The 20,599-nt window shown below is 54.0% G+C and carries 13 protein-coding genes, 1 tRNA gene and 1 pseudogene; 5 read left to right on the top strand and 10 right to left on the bottom strand.

Translation table 11 applies throughout. The annotated features are described in order from the left end of the window. Positions 1-108: 108 nt before the first annotated feature. The 4 genes and pseudogenes from METLA_RS21055 to METLA_RS21045 all read right to left on the bottom strand — a co-directional run. Entirely contained in the window at positions 109-5,436 is a 5,328-nt protein-coding gene (locus METLA_RS21055) for a choice-of-anchor D domain-containing protein (protein WP_024299627.1), read from the bottom strand. A gap of 509 nt (positions 5,437-5,945) precedes the next feature. Then, on the bottom strand, positions 5,946-6,209 hold the full coding sequence (locus tag METLA_RS21520; RefSeq protein WP_029646750.1) for a hypothetical protein: 264 nt from the start codon (positions 6,207-6,209) through the stop codon (positions 5,946-5,948). A 467-nt stretch (positions 6,210-6,676) separates the two neighbouring features. Next, a complete protein-coding gene (locus METLA_RS0116660) occupies positions 6,677-7,897 on the bottom strand; it encodes a sigma 54-interacting transcriptional regulator (RefSeq protein WP_024299625.1) in 1,221 nt (406 codons plus the stop codon). A 25-nt stretch (positions 7,898-7,922) separates the two neighbouring features. Further along, positions 7,923-8,219, bottom strand: a pseudogene (locus tag METLA_RS21045) (transposase); the annotation flags it as partial. 358 nt (positions 8,220-8,577) lie between these two features. Here METLA_RS21045 and METLA_RS0116655 point away from each other — a divergent pair. After that, on the top strand, positions 8,578-9,279 hold the full coding sequence (locus METLA_RS0116655; protein ID WP_051459795.1) for an iron-containing redox enzyme family protein: 702 nt from the start codon (positions 8,578-8,580) through the stop codon (positions 9,277-9,279). A 36-nt stretch (positions 9,280-9,315) separates the two neighbouring features. Here METLA_RS0116655 and METLA_RS22715 read toward each other — a convergent pair whose 3' ends face one another. After that, on the bottom strand, positions 9,316-9,753 hold the full coding sequence (locus tag METLA_RS22715; protein WP_152539467.1) for a hypothetical protein: 438 nt from the start codon (positions 9,751-9,753) through the stop codon (positions 9,316-9,318). Positions 9,754-10,077: 324 nt separating this feature from the next. Here METLA_RS22715 and METLA_RS0116645 point away from each other — a divergent pair, with 324 nt between their 5' ends. From METLA_RS0116645 to METLA_RS0116635, 3 genes are all read left to right on the top strand, one after another. After that, the gene (locus METLA_RS0116645) at positions 10,078-11,133 is read left to right on the top strand and encodes a rod shape-determining protein (protein WP_024299622.1); all 1,056 of its coding nucleotides are present in this window, start codon (positions 10,078-10,080) and stop codon (positions 11,131-11,133) included. A gap of 56 nt (positions 11,134-11,189) precedes the next feature. Then, positions 11,190-13,382 (top strand): glycoside hydrolase family 3 N-terminal domain-containing protein, encoded by a 2,193-nt coding sequence (locus tag METLA_RS0116640; RefSeq protein ID WP_084480164.1) that lies wholly within the window; start codon positions 11,190-11,192, stop codon positions 13,380-13,382. A gap of 94 nt (positions 13,383-13,476) precedes the next feature. Next, on the top strand, positions 13,477-14,760 hold the full coding sequence (locus METLA_RS0116635) for a sugar MFS transporter (RefSeq protein ID WP_024299620.1): 1,284 nt from the start codon (positions 13,477-13,479) through the stop codon (positions 14,758-14,760). Here the strand turns inward: METLA_RS0116635 and METLA_RS0116630 are convergent. The 4 genes from METLA_RS0116630 to METLA_RS0116615 form a co-directional block, all read right to left on the bottom strand. Continuing rightward, positions 14,703-15,491 (bottom strand): hypothetical protein, encoded by a 789-nt coding sequence (locus METLA_RS0116630; protein WP_152539466.1) that lies wholly within the window; start codon positions 15,489-15,491, stop codon positions 14,703-14,705. The genes METLA_RS0116635 and METLA_RS0116630 overlap by 58 nt on opposite strands. Positions 15,492-15,562: 71 nt before the next feature. Further along, positions 15,563-16,087: a retropepsin-like aspartic protease family protein gene (locus METLA_RS0116625; protein WP_024299618.1), complete on the bottom strand. Its 525-nt coding sequence runs from the start codon at positions 16,085-16,087 to the stop codon at positions 15,563-15,565. A 406-nt stretch (positions 16,088-16,493) separates the two neighbouring features. Beyond that, complete coding sequence (locus tag METLA_RS0116620) at positions 16,494-17,972, bottom strand: alpha-amylase family glycosyl hydrolase (protein WP_024299617.1); 1,479 nt, start codon at positions 17,970-17,972, stop codon at positions 16,494-16,496. 682 nt (positions 17,973-18,654) lie between these two features. Then, the gene (locus METLA_RS0116615) at positions 18,655-19,692 is read right to left on the bottom strand and encodes an SGNH/GDSL hydrolase family protein (RefSeq protein ID WP_024299616.1); all 1,038 of its coding nucleotides are present in this window, start codon (positions 19,690-19,692) and stop codon (positions 18,655-18,657) included. Positions 19,693-19,959: 267 nt separating this feature from the next. On the opposite strand from METLA_RS0116615, the gene METLA_RS21040 reads away from it, so the two are divergent. Then, positions 19,960-20,427, top strand: a complete 468-nt coding sequence (locus tag METLA_RS21040) for a hypothetical protein (RefSeq protein ID WP_051459794.1) — start codon at positions 19,960-19,962, stop codon at positions 20,425-20,427. 40 nt (positions 20,428-20,467) lie between these two features. Here the strand turns inward: METLA_RS21040 and METLA_RS0116605 are convergent. Further along, positions 20,468-20,543: transfer RNA gene (locus tag METLA_RS0116605), tRNA-Thr, on the bottom strand. Positions 20,544-20,599 lie beyond the last annotated feature (56 nt).

Genomic DNA, 20,599 nt, shown 5'->3' with positions numbered 1-20,599 from the left:
CTAGTCGCGGCGACCTTCGGGAGGTCGATTGTGGGAGCGGCTTGCGAGCCGTCCCGCAATCAGCCACGTAGCTCGCTACGCTACATTTCCATCATTGCCATTTTCATGTTAACGCCCCCTACCCGTTAGGGTGCCGCTTGGGTTATTGCTGGCGTTGCTCGCCATTGTCAGCGTTGCCGTGTACGTCTGGGCAGCGGTCGGCCTGAAAGTTACGCTGAGATTGCAGGTCCTTCCGGGATTAACCGGCGTGGTGCAGGTGCCCAGGGTGACCGAGAACGGCGCAGTCGTACTTGCAGAGGTGATAACGAGCGGGTTAGCCCCTGTATTCGTCACCCGAACGTTGCCGGTGGCAGAGGCACCGATCCGCACTCCCCCGCCGCCGCCGATGGTCGCGTTGGCGATGGTGGCGGTCGTTGCCGCGGCGATGCCGTTGCCGCTCACCGTGACGCTGGAAGGCGATCCTGCCGCGTTGCTGGCGATGGAGACGGTGGCCGTCTTAGCGCCGGTCGAGGTAGGCCTGAACAGCACAGAGACAGTGCAGGAGCCGCCAGGCACGACAGCAGTCGTACAGTTGTTCGTAAACGAGAACTGTGTCGTCGCCCCGCTTAGGGTGACGCCGGATACGGTCAGATTGGCCGTTCCGGTATTGCTGACCGTGATGGTCTGAGCCGCCGAGGTGGAGTTGATGACCTGGTCAGGGAAGGAGACGACCAGCGAGGCGGGCGCTATTGCGATAACCGGAGCAGGCGCGAGGCCCGTACCGCTCACCGCGACGCTGGCAGGCGATCCTGCCGCGTTGCTGGCGATCGAAACACTGGCCGTCTTAGAGCCGGTCGTGGTAGGCGCGAACTGCACAGTGAAAGTGCAGGAGCCAAGAGGCGCGACGGTGGCACAGTTGGCCGTGTTCGCCAGCAAGAACTGTCCCGGATCGATACCGGTCAGGGTGATACCGGATACGACGAGGTTACTGTTGCCGGTATTGGTGACCGTAATAGACTGAGGCAGCGAGGGAGGAGTGTTGACTACTTGGTTCCCGAAGGTCAACGCCAGCGAAGCGGGCGATATTGTGGCAACCGGAGCGGTCGTACTGGCGACGCTGACAGGAGTCGCACGAACATCGCATGTTCCCTTAACGGCGCCAGGCGTCGTACAGAAACTGAGCTGTTCGATATTCCGCAACGTGTCGGTGCCATCGACGCCTGTATTGTCTCTGACAGTCACGCTGCCATCGGCATTGCCAATGACGGTGTAATTGGCCGCAGGCCCCGAGAACCACGCCGTGTCGCAGTTGAGCGGAGTTGTGGCGCCGCAGTCCGCAACGGGAACGGCTGGAAGCAGGATCTCCCGCACAATCACGATGTTGCCCGGATTGACCTTGCCGGCGAACACCGCTTGTTGCAGGGTCATGCCGGTAGCTAGAGGACCAAAGTTTCCTGTAACAGCCGCGTTTTCCATGAGATCGGTGCTGGCGATTTCAGGGCCCGAGCCGTTACGCACAGTGTCCACCCCATTAGCATCGTCCGAGCCATTGCGTACACTGAGCCGGACGTTCAGGTACCTGTCACCGTCGAGGATGTCATCGGCACCGCGGCCTTCCAGTATATCGCTGCCTTCCCCGCCGAGGATGATATTGCCTTCCCCCCAGACATTGCCAGTCAGCTGGCAATTGAATGATGCCGAGGCGGCGACAATCGGTGCGGACGGGATAGTCTGGATTGCCGCAGGCACCAATGCGTCAAGACCATTGATACGCGCTACCCCGTTCGCATCCAACGCGTCGCAGCCGATGAAGCCGCCGCCATTAACCTGGCTGGGGATAATGCTATCACCATGCAGGATGTCGTTAAATTTCCATCCCGACATCGCTTCGACTTCGTTGAATTTATCACGGGCAACGTTGACAGGAAGCGGCAAGCCCAGCAAAGGAATAGCCAAATCCATGTCTTGCGGTTGCGGATCACCCAGACCGATTTCCCAGTCATAGCCGGCCGCCCCGGCAACTTTCTCGACACCCGGACCGGATACGCCAATGTCGTCGCCGCCTTCCATATCGTAGTCGTCATCGCCGCCCTGACCAATCAGAACGTCATGTCCAGGCAAGTTGTGGTCATCGAAGAAAATGCTGGAACTGTCACCGATCAAGAGATCAGGCTGATCACCGCCTTCTTCCCACTCGTCGCCGCTGTCACCGAAGATGGCGTCTTCGCCCTGTCCGGCGATCGCGAAGTCATCATCGGGGCCGGCAAAGGTTTCATTGATATTGGCGCCGCCGTTGGTAAAGTCCTTGCCGGAGCCGGGAATGATGATGTCATCCCCGATACCGCCGTCGATGGCATCGTTGCCGGGACCGCCTTTCAGGAAATCGGCGCCGCCGAAATCGGTGATGATGTCATCGCCGTCGCCACCGAGAACCACATCGTCGCCGCCGCCGCCCTCGATTCTATCGTCGCCGAGTCCACCCCAGAAGGTGTCGTTATCATTGCCGCCATAGAATTGATCGGCAAAATCAGTGCCATTGTAAACGCTCTGACCGTTGATGCCGGCTGGGTCGACGCTATTGATCGCACGGTATTGGATCGTGCCATCGGCCTGAAACAACAGGAGTTGGTTCTCATCGCATTCGGAGAGCGGATCGTCATTTACCGACCCTGGACCCGTAATCGGCGCCACCGGGGGTGTCAACGTCGATGACACGGGTAGTGGATCCGTACCCGGAACGTAAGGGGTATGGAGGTTTGCCAATTCGAACTTGCAATCGGCCGTCGCGAAGGGATCCGCCTTTAAGGTATGGGTATACGGATTGGTGTTGCGCATCACCAACTCGGCGAAAGAATTGCCCTCGAGCTGTGTCCTGAGGTTCATGCCCGGCGTGCGGGCCAAATAGTACAACCGGTCGCCATTCTGGAGATCGGTGAGTTGCTTCTCGAACACATAATTGAAGGTTGGACCGAGCAGGCCGCCGAACAAATTGGTGTTCTCGGCAAGACCGCCCATCCAGAGGTCGATGTCGTCAATGCCGGTTTTAGATGCTCCTGTCAAAGTATCATTCGCCCAGGTGCCAGTACTGAACATGAACGCGCCACTATCGACGGGGGGCAAGATGTCATCAGTGGTGCCAAGTATACCGTCCGGTCCCGGCAGAGTCGTGCCGTTGACGATTTGCTCGGCGGCAGCGCGCCGAGACGCCAGCGTGGCCGGGGCGTTGTCGTCGACAGTGCTGAAATTGTTGTCAGGACCTGCATTCGCGAAGAGAATGGTCGGGTGTTTGCCATACGCCGCAATGAAGTTGACCAATGACACGTGGTGCTTGATATTCTGGTCGAAGTCAATCCAGTTGGTGTAGGGTCGCAATTGGCCATCATTTGTCTTTGCGAAAATTTGCTTGCGGGCGTCGTTCAAAGGAGGGACGCCTTCGCTACGGGCACGCGCCATATTGATGCTGGGCAGGTCAAGCGGAAGTCCCAGCAGATTGTTGCGCAGCGTGTCGGCGACGAATTCGTCGATCTCGTTGCCCGTTTGATCAGACAACCCCATTAATATTGATCCGGTGGCTTGTCGGGAATCGAGTATACCGGCGGAACCGCCATTGTAGAATGACGCCGGGTTCAGGAAGCCATCGAGCAGTTGAATGTCGTTATGCGAACCGTCTGCGTTTATGCGAGGAATCGTATCGGTCAGCATCGAATGGCCGAAGCGATAGACCGCATGGGCATACTCGGCCACGATCGCCGAGTTGAGGTCCGTCTGGTTGAAGGCGAAGGCCTGGAAGGGGTTGATCGCCGGTTGAACCTTGCGGGCGAACTCCTCGAATACCAAATGTTGGTACTGCATCTCGGTGACGAACCGTGCGGCCTGGAACAGACGCTCTTGATAAGTAAAGGTCTTATTCGGGCCAGGGGTAAGGTTAACGTTCTGAAAATCCGCCAGCAGCGCGGCGTTCTCGGGCCGAGTCAGCACGCCATCAACTGGATTGATGAAATAATCGACCAGACGATCATGCTCCATATGGAATATCTGGTGGACCGCGGTCAGCGCGATGTTCTCGTTGCAGCGACCGTCACCGCAGATGAAGTGCAGGTCGAGCAGTTCATCGTCGTACTCGCCGGCCGCTACCGGAGCAAGGCTGCTGCCAGCCGTAGTATTGGCATCAGGCGTCTTCGGAGCGGCTAAGCTTCCCGGATCCGCACTATGGGCGATATCGTTAAGGAAGGCCGTATCGATACGGACAACATCCGTCGGGACAGGAACCGGGCTGGCTGGATTGCCCTCGACGAGTCCGGTACCTCCGGTCGTCACGTACTGAGGCATTCCGCGGGCTGGGCCGGGGATGAAGTTGCCGTACGGGTCGGCAGCGATCATCGGGATGTTAGTTACATCCACGTCACTGAGTTGAAGGCCAAGTTTGGTCGCAGCCTGGGCTTTGACTGTCGCCCAGGTTACAATGCCGCCATTGGCCTCAGAGAGGAACTTGCCCGTTGCAAGTGGTTTTCCAGAGGTATTGTCGTACTCACGCAAAAAAACCTGATGCGACGAATGCGAGGTGTAGGTCTGGCTTTGATCCACGAAGGGGGTATCGGTGTTCGGCGCGCTGCGGATACCGGTTACCGGATCGTTCTTGATCGTGCCCCGCGTCAGAACCATGAACCGCAGTTGAGGTGCAAGGTCATCGGCAGTGCCGAAGACGTGGTCCGGCCCTGCGACCAGCGGGTCATCATCCTTCAAAGGAACAAAGACTTCACCGCTGTCCCCGTTGGTGATCTTGTCCAGTCCGTGGTCGAAGAATTGGCCGAAGATGGTAAACAGCGAGTTGAATGGCGGCGAGAGGCCGACATCGGTGGTCACATTCGGGATAAACAAGGTCTGGAACTGAGGCACGCAGCCGATAGGTAGTCCGTTGGCATCGCACGGAACCACGCCTGTGTCGCCCTGGGTTCTTGCGGGATTTCCGGCCACGAAGATAGCCGCCGGATTCGTGGAGGTCTGATCAACAACCAGGTTGCTGATCATGCGCGGCTGGGAATCGAAGACAGAGCCAGTGGTCTGATTATAATTTGTCTGGGCACCACCACCGAAAGTTGCCGGAGGCGATTCAGCAAGTCTGTTGAAATTAGGCGTGGTCAGGCGCGGAAAGACTTGGTCGGAGGCACCGAAGGTCTCCTGGCCTTTTAGCAGGTTGTTGCACGACCCATCCACGGTCCGAAGGCCGAAGGAAAGGAGCGTGTCAGGGATTTGGTTAGGTCCAGAACCGACAAGTGCGCCACAAGGGCCCGTTGCCGATGTGGTATTCGCGACATGAAACTCGGAGATCTTGATCTGCTGAAGGATAAACGCAAGATCGGCAGCGGTAATCGTGAACCCCTGCCCGACCGATGAAGTGTTGATAGCCGCCTGTGAAGGTTCCACGCCGACATTCGTCATGGTGATGAGCACGGCCATCGGTATGGCCCGCAAGGATCCCTTACCTATTTCGGTAAGTCTGTGTTGGATTCTAGCTAACATTTCCTGTTCCTCCTATCAATGAGGGATAGAGTCGCCTCCTGGATGAATCCTTGGATTTCAAACTGGGTCGTCGGAGGTGTTTCAGAATTTTTTACCGCTGCCAAAAAGTCTTCCGGCAACAGTTTTGCGGTAAATTTCAATATGGATTTCATGATCTCAAGCCCCTAGCAAATTAAGTTTATTCTGCCAAGCGGACGAAGTCAGACAACATCTGTCTGCAATGTCGTTCAGCAGAATGGTGAGTAATACCTACCTACTTCAAAAACAGAGATCAGTTCGGCAACATTATGAATGTTCAGTTTTTTATCAGCTTTGGCCGATGCGTCTCTTCTGTTTTTAAACTGTTGCAAACACTAAACTGTAATTAGCATGAATTACAGTTTTTCTACCCTGTAAATTGGGCATTACCGGCGAAAATAAGCTCGACCTTACTCGCGCCTGTCCATTCATTGAAGGAACTTGGCCGGTTTTGGGGATAATGAAAGACGATAGAGGAAGGTGCCGTCTGCCAGTATGGTTTTATCCAATAATCCTCGTCTATCCAGCTCTTCCAGCGCCACGCTGACGAGCTTGACCGACACCTCAAAGCGCTGCCGTTTCATCCACCAGAGGGCAATGCCTTCTGGCGTATCCGCGGCATCGGGATGTTCCGTGAGGTAGTTCAGAATGTCCCCTGTCAGATCTACCGACGATTCTTCATCTTTTGCCATGGCCGCTACTCCAACTTCGGATTCCCTTTTGGTTGTGTTACTTACCAATAAGTGCATATGGCATGCCATGCCAAAAAAATACATAAGCAACTGTTTTTGCTATATTTTTCGTGACATCTCGGTAGTTGAGAGAGGGAAATTTACCCCATGTAAATAAATAGCCATAAATTAACTACATTATTTATATCAATGAGTTAGAGTGTGGTCTTATTCACGCAGTGTGGGAAAAACGACACACCCGAAAAACTAGTCATTAGTCAACTTAGTTTTGACGGGTGTAACAAAGACCTGTGAGGCTTTAAAAACCTCGTAGATCTTGCGATGAGTGAAAAACGTTACCCAACATTATAAAAATGACTGAGTACTTGGGCTGGTGCTTCGGCATTAGATGCCCTTATCTACCGAGAGATAGTCAAGCAGACTTTGGCGGCAGGGGATTTTAGGGGCTGATAATGAGTGAGCACGTCCTATCGATCATGCTCAAGGGAAGATGACCGGGAATCATGAGATTCGCGGTCGACTGGATTCATGCTTGGCAAATCCGTGGTGAAATGTTGTCTATCGAGTCCATGGCGCTTGAGTAACTTGCAAAGATCACTCCTATCACGCCCGGATAATCGTGAGGCAAGGCTCAGATTTCCTCCGGTCTGGGTCAAAAGGGCTATCAGATGATCTATCTCAAGTTGAGCGACTAGCGCTTCCTTAGCCTTCTTGAAATTTTCATAAGAGAGAAGCTGATGCCCATTCACGGCCTTCGGGATAAATTGTAAATTTGTACTTCCGTCATTGGCTTGGTCCTTGAATGCAGTGCGCCTTCGGTCTTTGTATCTGCGCTCGGAAAATCCAGTATTGCCAACGTCTCTGCTTAAATTTTCTTTTCTGTTGTGCTCGGCGCCGGAGCACACCTCTGGAAAGAATAGGCATGCCTCACATGCCGGGTCGTATATTTTTATCACAGTGCCTTCCTCGAGTATAAATTCTCGCCGAAGTATGTTTTCCAACTCACGAATGTTACCCGGCCAATGATAGGCTTCCAAAAACCCAATTGAATCCGGATGTAATACCTTGTAGGGAGGAGGACCTGCAAGGCGGTTCAACCGATTCAGAAATTCTTGTGACAATAACTTGATATCGCCCACTCGTTCTCGCAACGGCGGCATTTCCACCGTGAGAGAGTTTAAGCGAAACATGAGATCAGATCTGAATAAGCCTTGCCGAACCAGATCGAATAACTTGGCATTGCTGGCCCCGATCACCCGGATGTTTGCGTTCTGAACGACTGCTCCGCCCACTGGACGGTATTTCTTGTCTTGAAGGAAGCGCAGCAGCACGCCCTGAGCACGAGGACTCATGGCTTCTATTTCGTCGAGAAATAGCGAGCCTCCCTTAGCTTGCATGATTAACCCTTGTCTGGATTCTCGTGCGTCGGTGAAGGCGCCCTTGATGTGACCAAAGAATTCGCTTTCTATCAAACTGTCAGTAACAGCTCCACAATTGACCGGCACAAACGGATAATCACGCCTATTGCTTAGGTAGTGAATCGCGCGCGCCGCCAGTTCTTTTCCGGTACCCGTCTCTCCCTGTATCAATACCGTTTCATCGCAAGCCGAAAATCTTTCAATTAACCTCAGGGCTTGCAAAAAGACTGCAGAACTGCCAAGCAAATTCAGGTTTGCAAAATTTTTCATTGCCATAACTCCTGGTCAATCATTGCCGATACGAAATACAGACCTGCAAGTTCTTTTGGCGACGGCAAAGCGTGCTGTAATCCAGCACAGGCCAGCCGAGTCCCCACAACTTTAGCAAGCAGGCAATCATGCCCATGGCTTGCCGTAATCCCAAACCAAACCCATTCTTGACCATCAAACAAAACTGGATGGCGGCATCGGAAAACTTATCGGATCGTCCTCGTTTGCCACTCGCCGGAGCCAACCAATCCATTGTCTTGTCGATCCATAGTAGGAACGAACCTCGTTGCTTCAGAGATCGATTGTAGTCGCGCCAATTGATCGTTTGGTATTTTGCGAGCTTGGTTTGGGCATGGTTGGCTTAGCAGGGATGTTTTCCTTCAAACACTGCACGATCTCGACGATTTATGCAACAAAGTCGCTTTACAGTAAACAGCAATAAGATACTTTTAATGATGGATTGTAAATAAGTATTTATACTTATTTTTGATTAGGAGTGGCTTTGTTGCATAAATCAAATGCCGGATAAATTTCTCCTTTCCCCAAATTTCAGGCGGATTTAGAGTATAACAACCGTCACCAGTGCATCCAATCATACGCGCGAACTTAAGCCACTAGGCCGCTTGTGCGCCTAGACAGAGGATGCCATTGCGCTGCTCATGCAAACCCAATTAAACGGTATGGCAGCTCCAGCCGAAAATCCGCTCCGCTTGGTCAGCGAGAGCCCGTTTTACGCCAAACTGGCCGATGCCCGCTCCATAAACGATGTTCAATGGATTCGGCAACTGTATTATTTGTCCTGCGACTTCACTTCCGCCGTCGCCTTACGTTACGGCAGTTGCCTTGACCCACGTTTCCGCGAAGCTTTCGGCGAACATGCCGCAGAGGAAGTGACCCATCCCCACGATTTGACCGTCTGGATGCGGGAATTCGGCTTTCTTGCCGTCGACGAAGAGCCGACCTCGGTGCCACCAAGCCTGGAAACTCTGGCTTATGGCGGTTATTTCATCCGTTCGGTCATATGCGAACCCATCAGCCACCAGGTCATTACCCTGAATTTAATGGTCGAGGGCATGGCCAGCGATTTGTTCGCCGCAGTCAACCCCAAACTCGCTGAACTGGGATTGACGCCCAAGGGCTATTGGAAGGTCCATGAAAAAGCCGACATGAAACACCAGTTCCTCGGACTGGACCTGATCCCTGACCACGAGCCGGATGCCCCCTCCGGAAGGCGCTATGCCCGCATCGCATGGGAAGTCGCCAGCCTGGCGCGACAAGAGTTGGACTCTTGGAGCGGAATCCCGCCGGAACGGCGGCAAAAGCTACCGCTTCCCCAAGACCTCAATGCCGCTTGTACAGCAGCCGTCGGAGATTCGCCCTAAGCAATTAGCTATCGGCCGAATGAAAACTGGCTCGGGTCAATGACGGCGGCGCCCGTCTCCCCCGCGATGATGGTCGCCGCCTCCATGCGATTTGCGCTGAATCAGAATTCCGCCGGAACCGCTGCCCAAGAAAGGCCCGCCCCACATCCAGCCGAAATTTTGCTGCGGCGGGTAGCCGGCATTTATCTCTATCTGTACCGGGTTTTGCCGGCCCCATTGCATCTCTTGTTGCTGCTGTTGCGTTTGCTTCAGTCGCTGAACTTGTTGTCGCTGTTGTTCAATTTGATCTTGCAGCAATCTTGTTTTCTCACGCTCCGCTTCCAGCAGCTTTTTTTGTTCTAACTCTTGCTTGCTTGGCGGTAACTCACCATTGGGCCCCAGGTTGACTCCCCCCGGCCCATAGATATTAGGGTCACCCCTGACAAATCCTATCGCGGAGCAGAATAGAACGAATATGACGAATAGTTTTTTCACGGCATTCACTCCGTCGTTTAGCTGATTTATGCGCCTTAGACCTATCAAGGAGGGAAAATAGCCCGATTGCCCTGCCAAATGCCGTACTTTTAACCTATACGGTCAAAAACCTGATACCGTTTTTACCCGCCCGGCGGGTATGACGACATTTCGCTATAATGATCAGCGCGCCACGTGGGAACCGAGAACCGGAAGCGCTAACGTCCCGTTCCGCGATGTCGATGCCTTCGTTTGCCCTTACTCTGTAGGGTTGATGCCGGCAACAAGCGTAACGTAACGAAAATATCTTTCCATCAATTGCCAGATACAAAGGGACCATCCTCAATGCTATTCAAAAGAATTCGTGGATTTTTTTCCAATGATCTGTCCATCGACCTTGGAACCGCCAATACCTTGATCTATATCCCGGGGCAAGGCATTGTCCTTAACGAGCCTTCGATCGTCGCAATTAAGGAAGACATAAAGCGCGGCACCCAAAAAATCACGGCTATCGGCGCGGGCGCGAAACGCGTTGTCGGCCGGACGCCCGGCAACATCACCACGATTCGCCCGCTGAAAGACGGCGTGATCGCCAACTTCGCCATCACCGAAAGTATGCTGCGCTTTTTTATTCAAAAAGTGCATAAAAGTAAAATGTTGCGCCCAAGCCCGCGCATTTTGATCTGTGTCCCTTGCGGTTCGACCCCGGTCGAGCGCCGCGCGATTCGCGAGTCCGCCACCCTGGCCGGCGCGCGCGAAGTATTTTTGATCGAGGAAGCGATGTCCGCCGCGATCGGCGCCGGCCTGCCGGTCGATGATGCCTGCGGCTCGATGGTGCTGGACATCGGCGGCGGCACCTCCGAAGTCGCGGTGATCTCGATCAACGGCATCGTGTATTCGTCTTCGATCAGGATCGGCGGCGACCGTTTCGATGAGGCAATCATCCGCTATGTGCGCAGTCACCATGGCAAACACATCGGCAAACCGACCGCCGAAAAAATCAAGATGGAAATCGGCACCGCCCACCCCGGCAGCGAAGTCAAAGAAATTGAAGTGATAGGCCGCGATCTGGCCGATGGCGCGCCTCTCCGCTTCACGCTGAACAGCAATGAAATCCACCAAGCATGGCGGGAACTGCTCTCCGGCATCGTCAGCCTCGTCAAGGAGGCACTCGAACAGACTCCGCCCGAACTGGGCGCTGACGTCGCGACCCGCGGAATATACCTGACCGGCGGCGGCGCGCTGCTGAAAGATATTGACCGGCTGATCGCCGAAGAAACCGGTTTGCCGGTCTTCATCGCGGACAACCCGCAGACCTGCGTCGCCCGCGGCGGCGGCAGGGTGCTCGAAATGATGGGCAAGAAAGGCTTCTCCGCTTTTTCACTGTGCACGGTACCTTAATCTTGAAAGCAAAAACCTGTTTACTCATTAGCTTATTGTTTCCTCTGGAGTATGCCATGAGCGCTGAAGCCGTAAAACCCAACATCGCCTCTCAAGTTAGCCACCTCCTGACCCAAATGACCTTGGAAGAAAAGGTCGGCCAGATGACGCAAGTCGATTTTACGGTGATCGGGGCACCGGAAGAACGCCATGCTGATGACCCAATAGATCAGGCCAAACTCGAGGATGCGGTATTAAGGCGCCATGTCGGGTCGATCATGAATACGCCACTCACGCCGAATAACCAGGCGCAGCCCATCGCGACTTGGCGCAAAATGCAGGAGACGATACAGGCGGCATCGGCCAGATCGCGGTTGAAAATTCCGGTGCTCTACGGCATCGATGCGATTCACGGCGCAACCTATACCCAAAATGCCACCTTGTTTCCGCAAGCCATCAGCATGGCGGCGACCTTTAACCCCGATTTGAGTTTTCAAGCGGGTGAGATTACCGCGCGAGAAATTCGCGCTTCCGGTTTACTGTGGAATTTTTCGCCGGTGATGGACATCGGCCGCCAGCCGCTGTGGCCGAGGCTGTGGGAAACGTATGGCGAAGACGTGCATTTGGCCACGGTGATGGGAACCCGTTTTATAGAAGGCCACCAGGGCGCCGATTTCAGTGCCGCCGACAAGGGCATGACCTGTTTGAAACATTATGTCGGCTACAGCCTGCCGTTCAACGGCAAGGACCGCACGCCGGCATTCATCGGCGAGCGCATGCTGCGCGAATACTTTCTGCCCACCTTTGCCGCGGGCATCAAGGCGGGCGCGCCTACGATCATGGTCAACTCCTCCGAAGTGGACGGCATTCCGGGGCACGCCAATCATCATTACCTGACGACTGTTTTAAGGGACGAACTGGGCTTTAAAGGCTTTACGGTATCGGACTGGGAAGATATTCAGCGCTTATATACGCGCGACAAGTTAGCGGCTTCGGAAAAAGAAGCGGTCAAAATTGCGGTCATGGCCGGCGTGGACATGAGCATGGTGCCGTTAGATTTTTCGTTTTACGATATTTTGCTGGAACTGGCTAAAAGCGGCGAAGTCCCGGTCGCCCGTATCGATGAAGCGGTCGGGCGGATTTTGACGGTCAAATATCAGGCCGGCTTGTTTAATCCCCCTAAGACGCCGATACCGGCAGAAGGTAATTTTGCGACGCCCGCCGCGACCTCGACCAACCTGCAAGCCGCGCACGAAGCGATTATTCTCGCCAAAAACGACCATCATCTTTTGCCGTTGAAAAAAGACGCCAAAATCCTGGTGACCGGCCCCACCGCGAATCTTTTAAGCGTGCTGAACGGCGGCTGGACCATTACCTGGCAAGGCGATGCGGAACATTTATACCCCAAAGACAAGCTGACGGTGCTCGCCGCCCTCAAAAAACAATCGACCGGTAAAGTCACTCATGTCGGCGGCAACCGTTTTGACGATCCGATCGATACAGCGAAAGTCATCGCCGAAGCCAAGCATCATGATGTCATCGTATTAAGCCTGGGCGAAAAACCGTACACCGAAACCTTGGGCAATATCGCGTCCCTGGATCTTGACCCAGAGCAACAGGCTTTAGCCGATGCGGCACTGGCAACCGGAAAACCGGTCATTTTATTGACTTTCGGCGGCCGTCCCCGCATTATCACGAAGATTGCCGACAAAGCGGCGGTCGTATTACTGGGCTTTTTGCCGGGCATGGAGGGCGGCGAGGCCGCCGCGGACATACTATACGGCGCCTATAACCCGGACGCCAAATTACCGATCACCTACCCGCGCGCTACCAACGACATTACGCCTTATGATTACAAACCCATCGAGGCTTTTGAATCCAATGCCTATAACCCGTTATACCCTTTCGGCCACGGCTTAAGTTACACCACCTTCGAAACCAGCCAGTTAAAGGTCGATAAGCCCCGCATCGGTTTGCATGAAAACATCAACGTCAGCGTGGATGTGACGAATACCGGCAAGCTCGCAGGCAAAGAAACCGTTTTAGTGTATCTGAACGATGCCGCCGCTTCCGTGACCCGCCCGAATAAGCAGTTAAAGGCATTCAAAAAAGTCGCGCTTGAACCGGGTGAAACCCAACACTTGAACTTTACATTAACCCCCGATGATTTATCGTTTATCGGTCTGGAGTTTAAACGGCTTGTCGAACCCGGGGATTTTACCGTGATGGTCGGCAATCAGAGCGTCAAGTTTACGGTGAGCCCCTCATAAAACTGAGGGCTCCCACGGACGCGTTTTATATCGCCAAATTTTTAATCGAGTCCCCAAGTGCCGACTATCGACAACTATTTTGATTCAGGACATTATGCCGGCTAAAAACCCCTACCTTGGCTCTTTGAGTATTTTAACCTCGCTGTTTTTCATGTGGGGCTTCATTACCTGTCTGAATGACATCCTGATTCCGCACCTCAAGTCGATCTTCATCCTCAACTATACCCAGGTGATGTTGGTGCAGTTTTGTTTCTTTGCTGCCTACCTGATCGTTTCGGTGCCTAGCGGGTATTTCGTTGAACGGTTTAATTATCAAATAGGGATTATTACCGGATTAACCTTGGCCAGCATCGGCTGCTGTCTGTTTTATCCTGCGGCGGAGATTCTTTCTTATCCGCTGTTTCTCGCCGCCTTTTTTGTTTTGGCCTCCGGCATCACTTTATTACAAGTCGCCGCCAATCCTTATGTCACGATTCTGGGGCGACCCGAAACGGCCTCCAGCCGGCTGACGCTAACGCAAGCCTTTAACTCGCTCGGCACCACGTTGGCGCCCTATTTCGGCGGTTTATTCATCCTGGCGCTGCCGGTCAAAACCACGGATGAACTCAAATCCCTCGATGTCGAGGCATTGGCCGTTTATCAGTCCGCCCAGGCGCAACTGGTACAGTTGCCTTATTTATGGCTCGCGGGCAGTTTATTAGTCATCGTCCTGATCTTTGCGTTGATCAAACTACCGACTGTTACGCCCGCTGAAATTGAAAAAAGAGAGACGGACCAACCGACAAACGACAATAAAAATGCCTGGCATTACCGGCATTTGGTGCTGGGCGCTCTGGGCATTTTTGTGTATGTCGGCGCGGAAGTTTCGATCGGCAGCTTTTTGATCAGTTATCTGGGCGAGACGGCTATCGCGGGATTATCGGCGCAAGCCGCCAGTCACTATGTTTCTTTTTACTGGGGCGGCGCGATGCTGGGCCGGTTTGTCGGCGCCTCCCTGATGCAACGCCTTCCGGCCGGCAAATTACTGGCCTTTAACGCTTGCGCCGCGGCCCTGCTGGTGTTGATCGCGATGTCCGGGAGCGGCCCTATCGCGATGTGGTCGCTGTTGGCCATCGGCTTGTTTAATTCGATTATGTTTCCGACCATTTTTTCCCTGGCGCTGAACGGGCTCGGCAAACATACGGGACAAGGTTCCGGCATTTTATGTGCCGCGATTGTCGGCGGCGCTGTGCTGCCGGTGGTCCAAGGCCTATTTGCGGACCGCATCGGCCTGCAACTTGCCTTTTTTATTCCCGCGCTGTGTTACGGCTATATTGCCTATTACGGCTGGCGGGGCAGCCGGTTCGGCGTGGCAGGGGGCGCTTCCGTGCCGGAATAGAAATTATCAAAGGTGGGGGAGACCCCCTCCGCCTTACGACGCACAATGTGCACATAAGCAATCAAACCGCTCCGTCCGCTGGGATAAACGCCGTCCTCCGCCGCAGAAATACGATCTTTATATTTAGCACCGTCCCACATCATGATCGCGGCGCCGGTGCTCTTATCAATGATTTGTCCCCAGAGAAAGCCATCTTCCGACCAGAACTTCAGCCGGTAATCGCCGGATGGGTCGGGCGCCGGCTTCATCCACCTGCCCTGTTCTCCAGTTAAGAAAATCGGGGGAATGATTCCGCCCAGGCTTTTCACAATCATCAGCCGGCGCGAGGCAGGATCGCCATTCTTGTCGTTCCTTAGAATCAAGGCGTAACCCTTCGGCAGAAAATGCGACGGCACAGGCTCCTGCATCCGGGCCAACAGCCCAATGTCCTCGCCCCAGTTGTACGTCCAGTTCAGCAAATCGGCCTCCACATGGAATTTCGTATGCGCCGGCTCTTTCATATTGATGCTGCCGATGCGCCCCGGGCTGAGAAGGCTGCCCCAGGGACTCGCCATTTTATAAGCCACGCTACCGGATTCCTTGGGGAACGAGTATGTCCCCGGCACTGGATTGTAACGCGTCCAACCATCGTCAATACCGTCATTGAAGTCGTCGAAGGTGGCGGCGTGGACGGAGGCCATGCAGCCGGCTAGCGCCAGGAGCGTAAGGAGGAATCTAAAGTTCAGTTTCATAGTGATTTCAACCGGCCGGATTGATTTAACGACATTGGGCTAACGGGAGAAGAACAAGAAATACAGGATCATTAACCCTTTATTTTCTTGGTAATTCGCATTTCGCCGTTGTTCTGGAGTAATTTAAAATCCTTCAAGACATTGCTGCCTAGCAAAGCCTGTTTTAGCTTGGGAACTATGATGCAGCGCAAATCGGTTAGCGTGAAGTCTCCAAATTTAAGCTTTGGGATCGTGCCTGTGCAGGCTTGGGCTGTGCCGTTTGCGGTCTCCACGGTTGTATCGTTTTCACAATAAATACCCGCCCCCAACGCCACCTCCCGCGGCAAGGTGACGACCGAAGCGCCGGTGTCGATCACAAAGATAAGCGGGGAACCGTTAATCGAGCCATCAACAAAATAATGTCCGTTGCTTTGCTGGCGGAGGGTCAGACCAGAGCCGGATTCCTCTTCGGCGACAGTATTTTGCCGCTGCTGCTGTTGATAGGGATTGCCATCAGGCCCAAGGTTTGCACCGCCTGGACCATAAATGCTGTCGTCACTGTGAACAAACCCTGCCGCACTGCTAAAGAGAATTAAGGTGAATAATAATTTTTTCATAGTTTATTTCTCCGGGGATTGATTGGGACCCTACGGCTGCTCCAATGTTCACGAATCGCCAGGCGCAGGTAAAGCGCGCATTATTCCGGGCGTTGGCTCTGGTTAAGGATAGTCTGGTTTAGGTTCACGGCAATTGTTTCGGCAGTGCCGAGACTTTTTCATCGTCCCGATAGGCTTCGTAAAACTGTCCCACCCGAAACAGGCTTCCCGAGGTCACTGCAAGATGACGCCGGAAACTGTTGCATAGTCAGCGTCGCCTTTCATGATTCAGGCCGCCATCAATCACCACTCTCATCGCTGTTTCCACCAGCCGACCCGTCGCCAAAGCCGTCTATCTATCACGAACAGCAGCGGCAAACGGCTGGGCCGGCGCGGGTCGATGTTTTCCTCCGACCTGAGAACCCGATCAAGGACGCTCCGCGATCAGAAAATGAAATCCCCATGCCGGTAGATCGACGTATAAGCCTTCTTGTTCCAACTCCGTTCCATCGCGTTCAAAGCTCGTTGACTGGAACACGTCGTTCAGCCGCCAAAGCTGGTCCTTGAGTCCCGGCCAGGCTATTTTTATTCGGCTCTGGCTTTGCGTTTCAGACAGGTTCACGACGATAAGACAATGGCTGTTTTCAGTCGTCCATGTCCAGGCGACCAGATTGTTGCAACTCATGTTGTCCGGCCAGCCGCCAAGCTCGCAGAGCAGCCAATCGCCCCGCATGAAATCGCCCCTTTTCAAAGCGCAGAGAAGTTGCAGATAAAACGCGAGCAAATCGCTATCGGCGGCTTCCTCGGGCCGGCGGCTCAAAGATACCGGCAAACGAACGCGCAGGCCTTCCAGCTGGCCCTCGTGAACCAGGCGCGCGCCGGGCAAGGTCAGCGCGGCGACCGCGACGGCGCGGTGCTTTTCTGCATTGAACGTGGCGGGCGCTCTCAGCGTGTCATGATTTTCAATGAAGCGGACCAGTTTGTTCTGATAGGCGAGGTCGGCACCCAGATGCTGCCGCACGCTTTCCGCCGGCTCGTGCGCGAGGCGGTCGTACAGGCGTCCGTCGTAACAAAAATCGAAGCCCTGCTGCTGCAATTCCCATTCCTTGTCCCCGTTGGCTTCGGCGATGAACAGAAAGCCAGGATGCTTCGCTTTGACGGCCGCTATCATCTCGCCCCAATATTCGGCTTCGGGTCTATCTCCCGCGCGGGGCCCCCAGGTTTCCTCAAAAACCGAATCGAGCAGCAGCATCGCCCTATCGCAGCGCACGCCGTCGCACTGTCCGGCGATAGCGTGCAGGGTCTCGACGGCGGCTGCGCGCAGTCCTGGGGCAAAGCCGTTCACCTGGACCCTATCGGACCCGGCAGGGAAACGCGGATCCTTGCCGCAGGCAAAGATGTTGCCGCCGATGTCGATGAAGGCTGCCGGCTCCCTGCTCAGGTCCTTGTCACCGCCGCGAATAAAATAGCGTGGATGCTCGGCCAGCCAGGGGTGATCCGGTGCGACATGATTGGGCACGAAATCGAGGATCAGGCGCAGGCCGCGCGCCGCCATTTTCGCTCTGGCGAGGGCCAGGGCTTCCGGTCCGCCCAGATGCTCGTCAACGCGATATCGCCTTATGCAGTAAGGCGAGCCGACATTGTCCGCCTCCTTGAAATCCGGCAAAGCGTCTTGGAATTCTGCCCGCAAGCCTGCATTGGCCATCGCAATCCTTTTGCCCATCGGACTACGCTCCCAAACCCCCATCAACCAGACCGCATCGAAGCCGAGCGCCGCGATGCAGTCCCACTCGACATCGGGGACCGAAGCCAGGGTGATGGGGCGACCGGCACTTCGGCTGAGCTCCTCCAGCCAAACCCAGGTATTGATTTCGTATATCTGCGGATATTTCGTCCAGGAATTCATAAAGTCTCTTTTTGTTTAGTGGTTTGTTTCTTTTCTTCGGGAAAATATTTTAGCCGGTCTTCAGGCACTCTTCCTCTCCTGAATCATCTTCGCCCCGACGGTACGCGCGAGGAAATAATGGGGGCAGGTCTTTCAATATCAAGAAATGATGGGCGGCAGGTCTTTTACTCTCAGAGAGCATGAAGGGCGCCAGTTTTATGGGATATTGCCGGATTGTTTGATCACCATGCAACGCAAAGGTGGCACGTACGGGTATTTTATCTGGTTCCCGCGCGCGGCGTGGTAACCAGATGGGTAGTCTCGCAAATTTCGCCGGAACAAAATCATGAGGCAATAAAAAAGGGCTTAGACTTTCATCTAAACCCTTGTTTTATCTGGAGCTGGAGCTGGCGATGGGACTCGAACCCGCGACCGGCTGATTACAACTGTTACGCTTTCAATTTAAAGTAGATTAAATCAATATCTTGCATTTTTATTCGCCATCAAAAACAGCCTCAAAAAGCCTAGAATCTCTTATTAACCGTTAGGCGCAGCTACGATTTAGTTACAGAGACAACCGACCCACAAGAAACTTCCATCTTGTTCGTAAACCAAGGGGTTCTAGGACTTCTCGGGCCTTCACGCCATAGCGGCAACGGACATTCGAAGCAGCGCCTTTTTGGAGATGAATCAAGGCTGCCGGCTAGGGATAGTTAGCCAACACGTTCACCGCCTCCTGGTTGATGATTGCGTGTACGGCCTTCGTAGGGTGAATACCATCCCAGAAAAAGAAGCTGTCAGGTTTTTTGCAGGTATAAGGCGGAGTATCCGGCGTTACGCAAGGATCTGTGACATTCGTCAGGCCGTAGTCGCTCGGAGAGCCGATTATAGTCGCCATTTGATCAGCGATATCCAGTTGCGCGATCTGGATGCCTGGCAGAGCGCTGAGGGATGCCAATACGTTTTGGGCTAGCCCTTGATTGAACCCATCAGTCAGGATGCCGGCAACCGTTGTCGCGTCCGGCCCCAGGGCTGTCACAGCAGGAAGCAGGTCTATCCTTGCCGCATTCAAGACAAGAAATTTTCTCGCCCCGGAACCGTAAAGCACTTGAATATTGTCGGCGATGCCGCTCAGAGCGGCGGTTATGACAGCGTTCGCCGCAGCCACCGCCTGGGTTTGATCGCCCGTCGCTAGAAACACCGTGAAGAACTCCACCAAGGCATCACGAATGTCATTGTTTCCAAACTCGATGACGTACAGAGCATCTGCCGGGGCCGTTTGCCCAACATCGTCGAGGAAAGCTTGTACCTGTTGCGGCAGATTGACTCGATCCGGGTAATTTGTGGCTCGTGCCCCGCCCACGGCATAGTTATGCGCCTTGCTGCTATCGCTTTGGAAGGCCGGTCCGACGTCTGCAGCCAAGCCTCGCCCTTGGGCGAATTGCTCAATCCATGTCGCGCCGTTGCTGAAATGATGCCCGCCCTTCGCATAGGGGGCGCTCGGAACGAGAGACTCGTCCAGCGTATCATAAGGCGGCGTGTTCTGACTCACATCGCCCTCCAAATTTAAGCCCGATACAGGGTGAGCCAGCAGGGAGAATGCATTGCCAGGGTCGGACACGCTGGTACCAAAAGTCACGATGCCGCTGAATGTCAATTGGGCACTCGCCATGCCCGGTAGGCCAAACACAAGGATAGCCAAAATAAAGCGCGTCCAAATTCTGATCGATGGGTTCTTCATATTATTCACCTCTGATTAATAATAAATGAATCGATGTAGATCGCATTCTCGCGACCGAAGGCTCAAGTTCCGTGCCGATGGTTTCCAATTTGGCTAGTCCTTTTTATGCAACAAAGCCTGGCTCAATTAGACATCATCTTATAGATTAACTAACCTCTACAATTAGTAAAAATACTTAAGTAATACTACTTATTATCTGGTCCCCACGCACCGCGTGGTAACCGAGGGCGGACGCGCCAGCGTCCCGATCCGCGATGTCGCCGCGGTATGGAAAACCACCTGTATTTGATCGCCCAATCGCCGGATTTACCGGCTGAAATCAGCAGTTTCAAATCATGGACCGCAAAACGCTTGCTCGAAGTGCTGCAAAAACAAAGGGCCGAGCGCATCCTGAAACAACTGGCTTTTTATAAAAAGGCGCATAAGCAAGACCGCGATTATCAGGTCTGGGAGGAAGGCTCGCATCCCGAGCAAATACAAAACCCTGCGATGATGCTGCAAAAAATCGAATACATCCACCAGAATCCGGTTAAACGTGGCTGTCGACACTCCGGTGCATTGGCGCAATTCCAGCGCCCGCAATTACGCAGGGAAAAACGGGGTGTTGAAAATCGATACGGAATGGTATGGCTGAATCGCGACGCTGGCGCGTCTTGGCCGGCATTCCCACGCGGCGCGCGGGAACGAGAGGGGTGGTCTCGCAAATTTCGGCGGAACAAAATCATGAGGCAATAAAAAAGGCCTTAGGTATTTCTACCTAAGGCCTTATTTTATCTGGAGCTGGTGATGGGACTCGAACCCGCGACCGGCTGATTACAAATCAGCTGCTCTACCAACTGAGCTACACCAGCTAAGAATCCGCCATTATACAGAATAATTTGATTTTGACCAGCATTTTTTAGCTTTT

Origin of the sequence: Methylomicrobium lacus LW14 (assembly GCF_000527095.1) — a bacterium.
Lineage (GTDB): Bacteria > Pseudomonadota > Gammaproteobacteria > Methylococcales > Methylomonadaceae > Methylomicrobium > Methylomicrobium lacus.
Note: the sequence above shows the minus strand (reverse complement) of the source record. Positions and strands in the feature narration are given on the sequence as shown.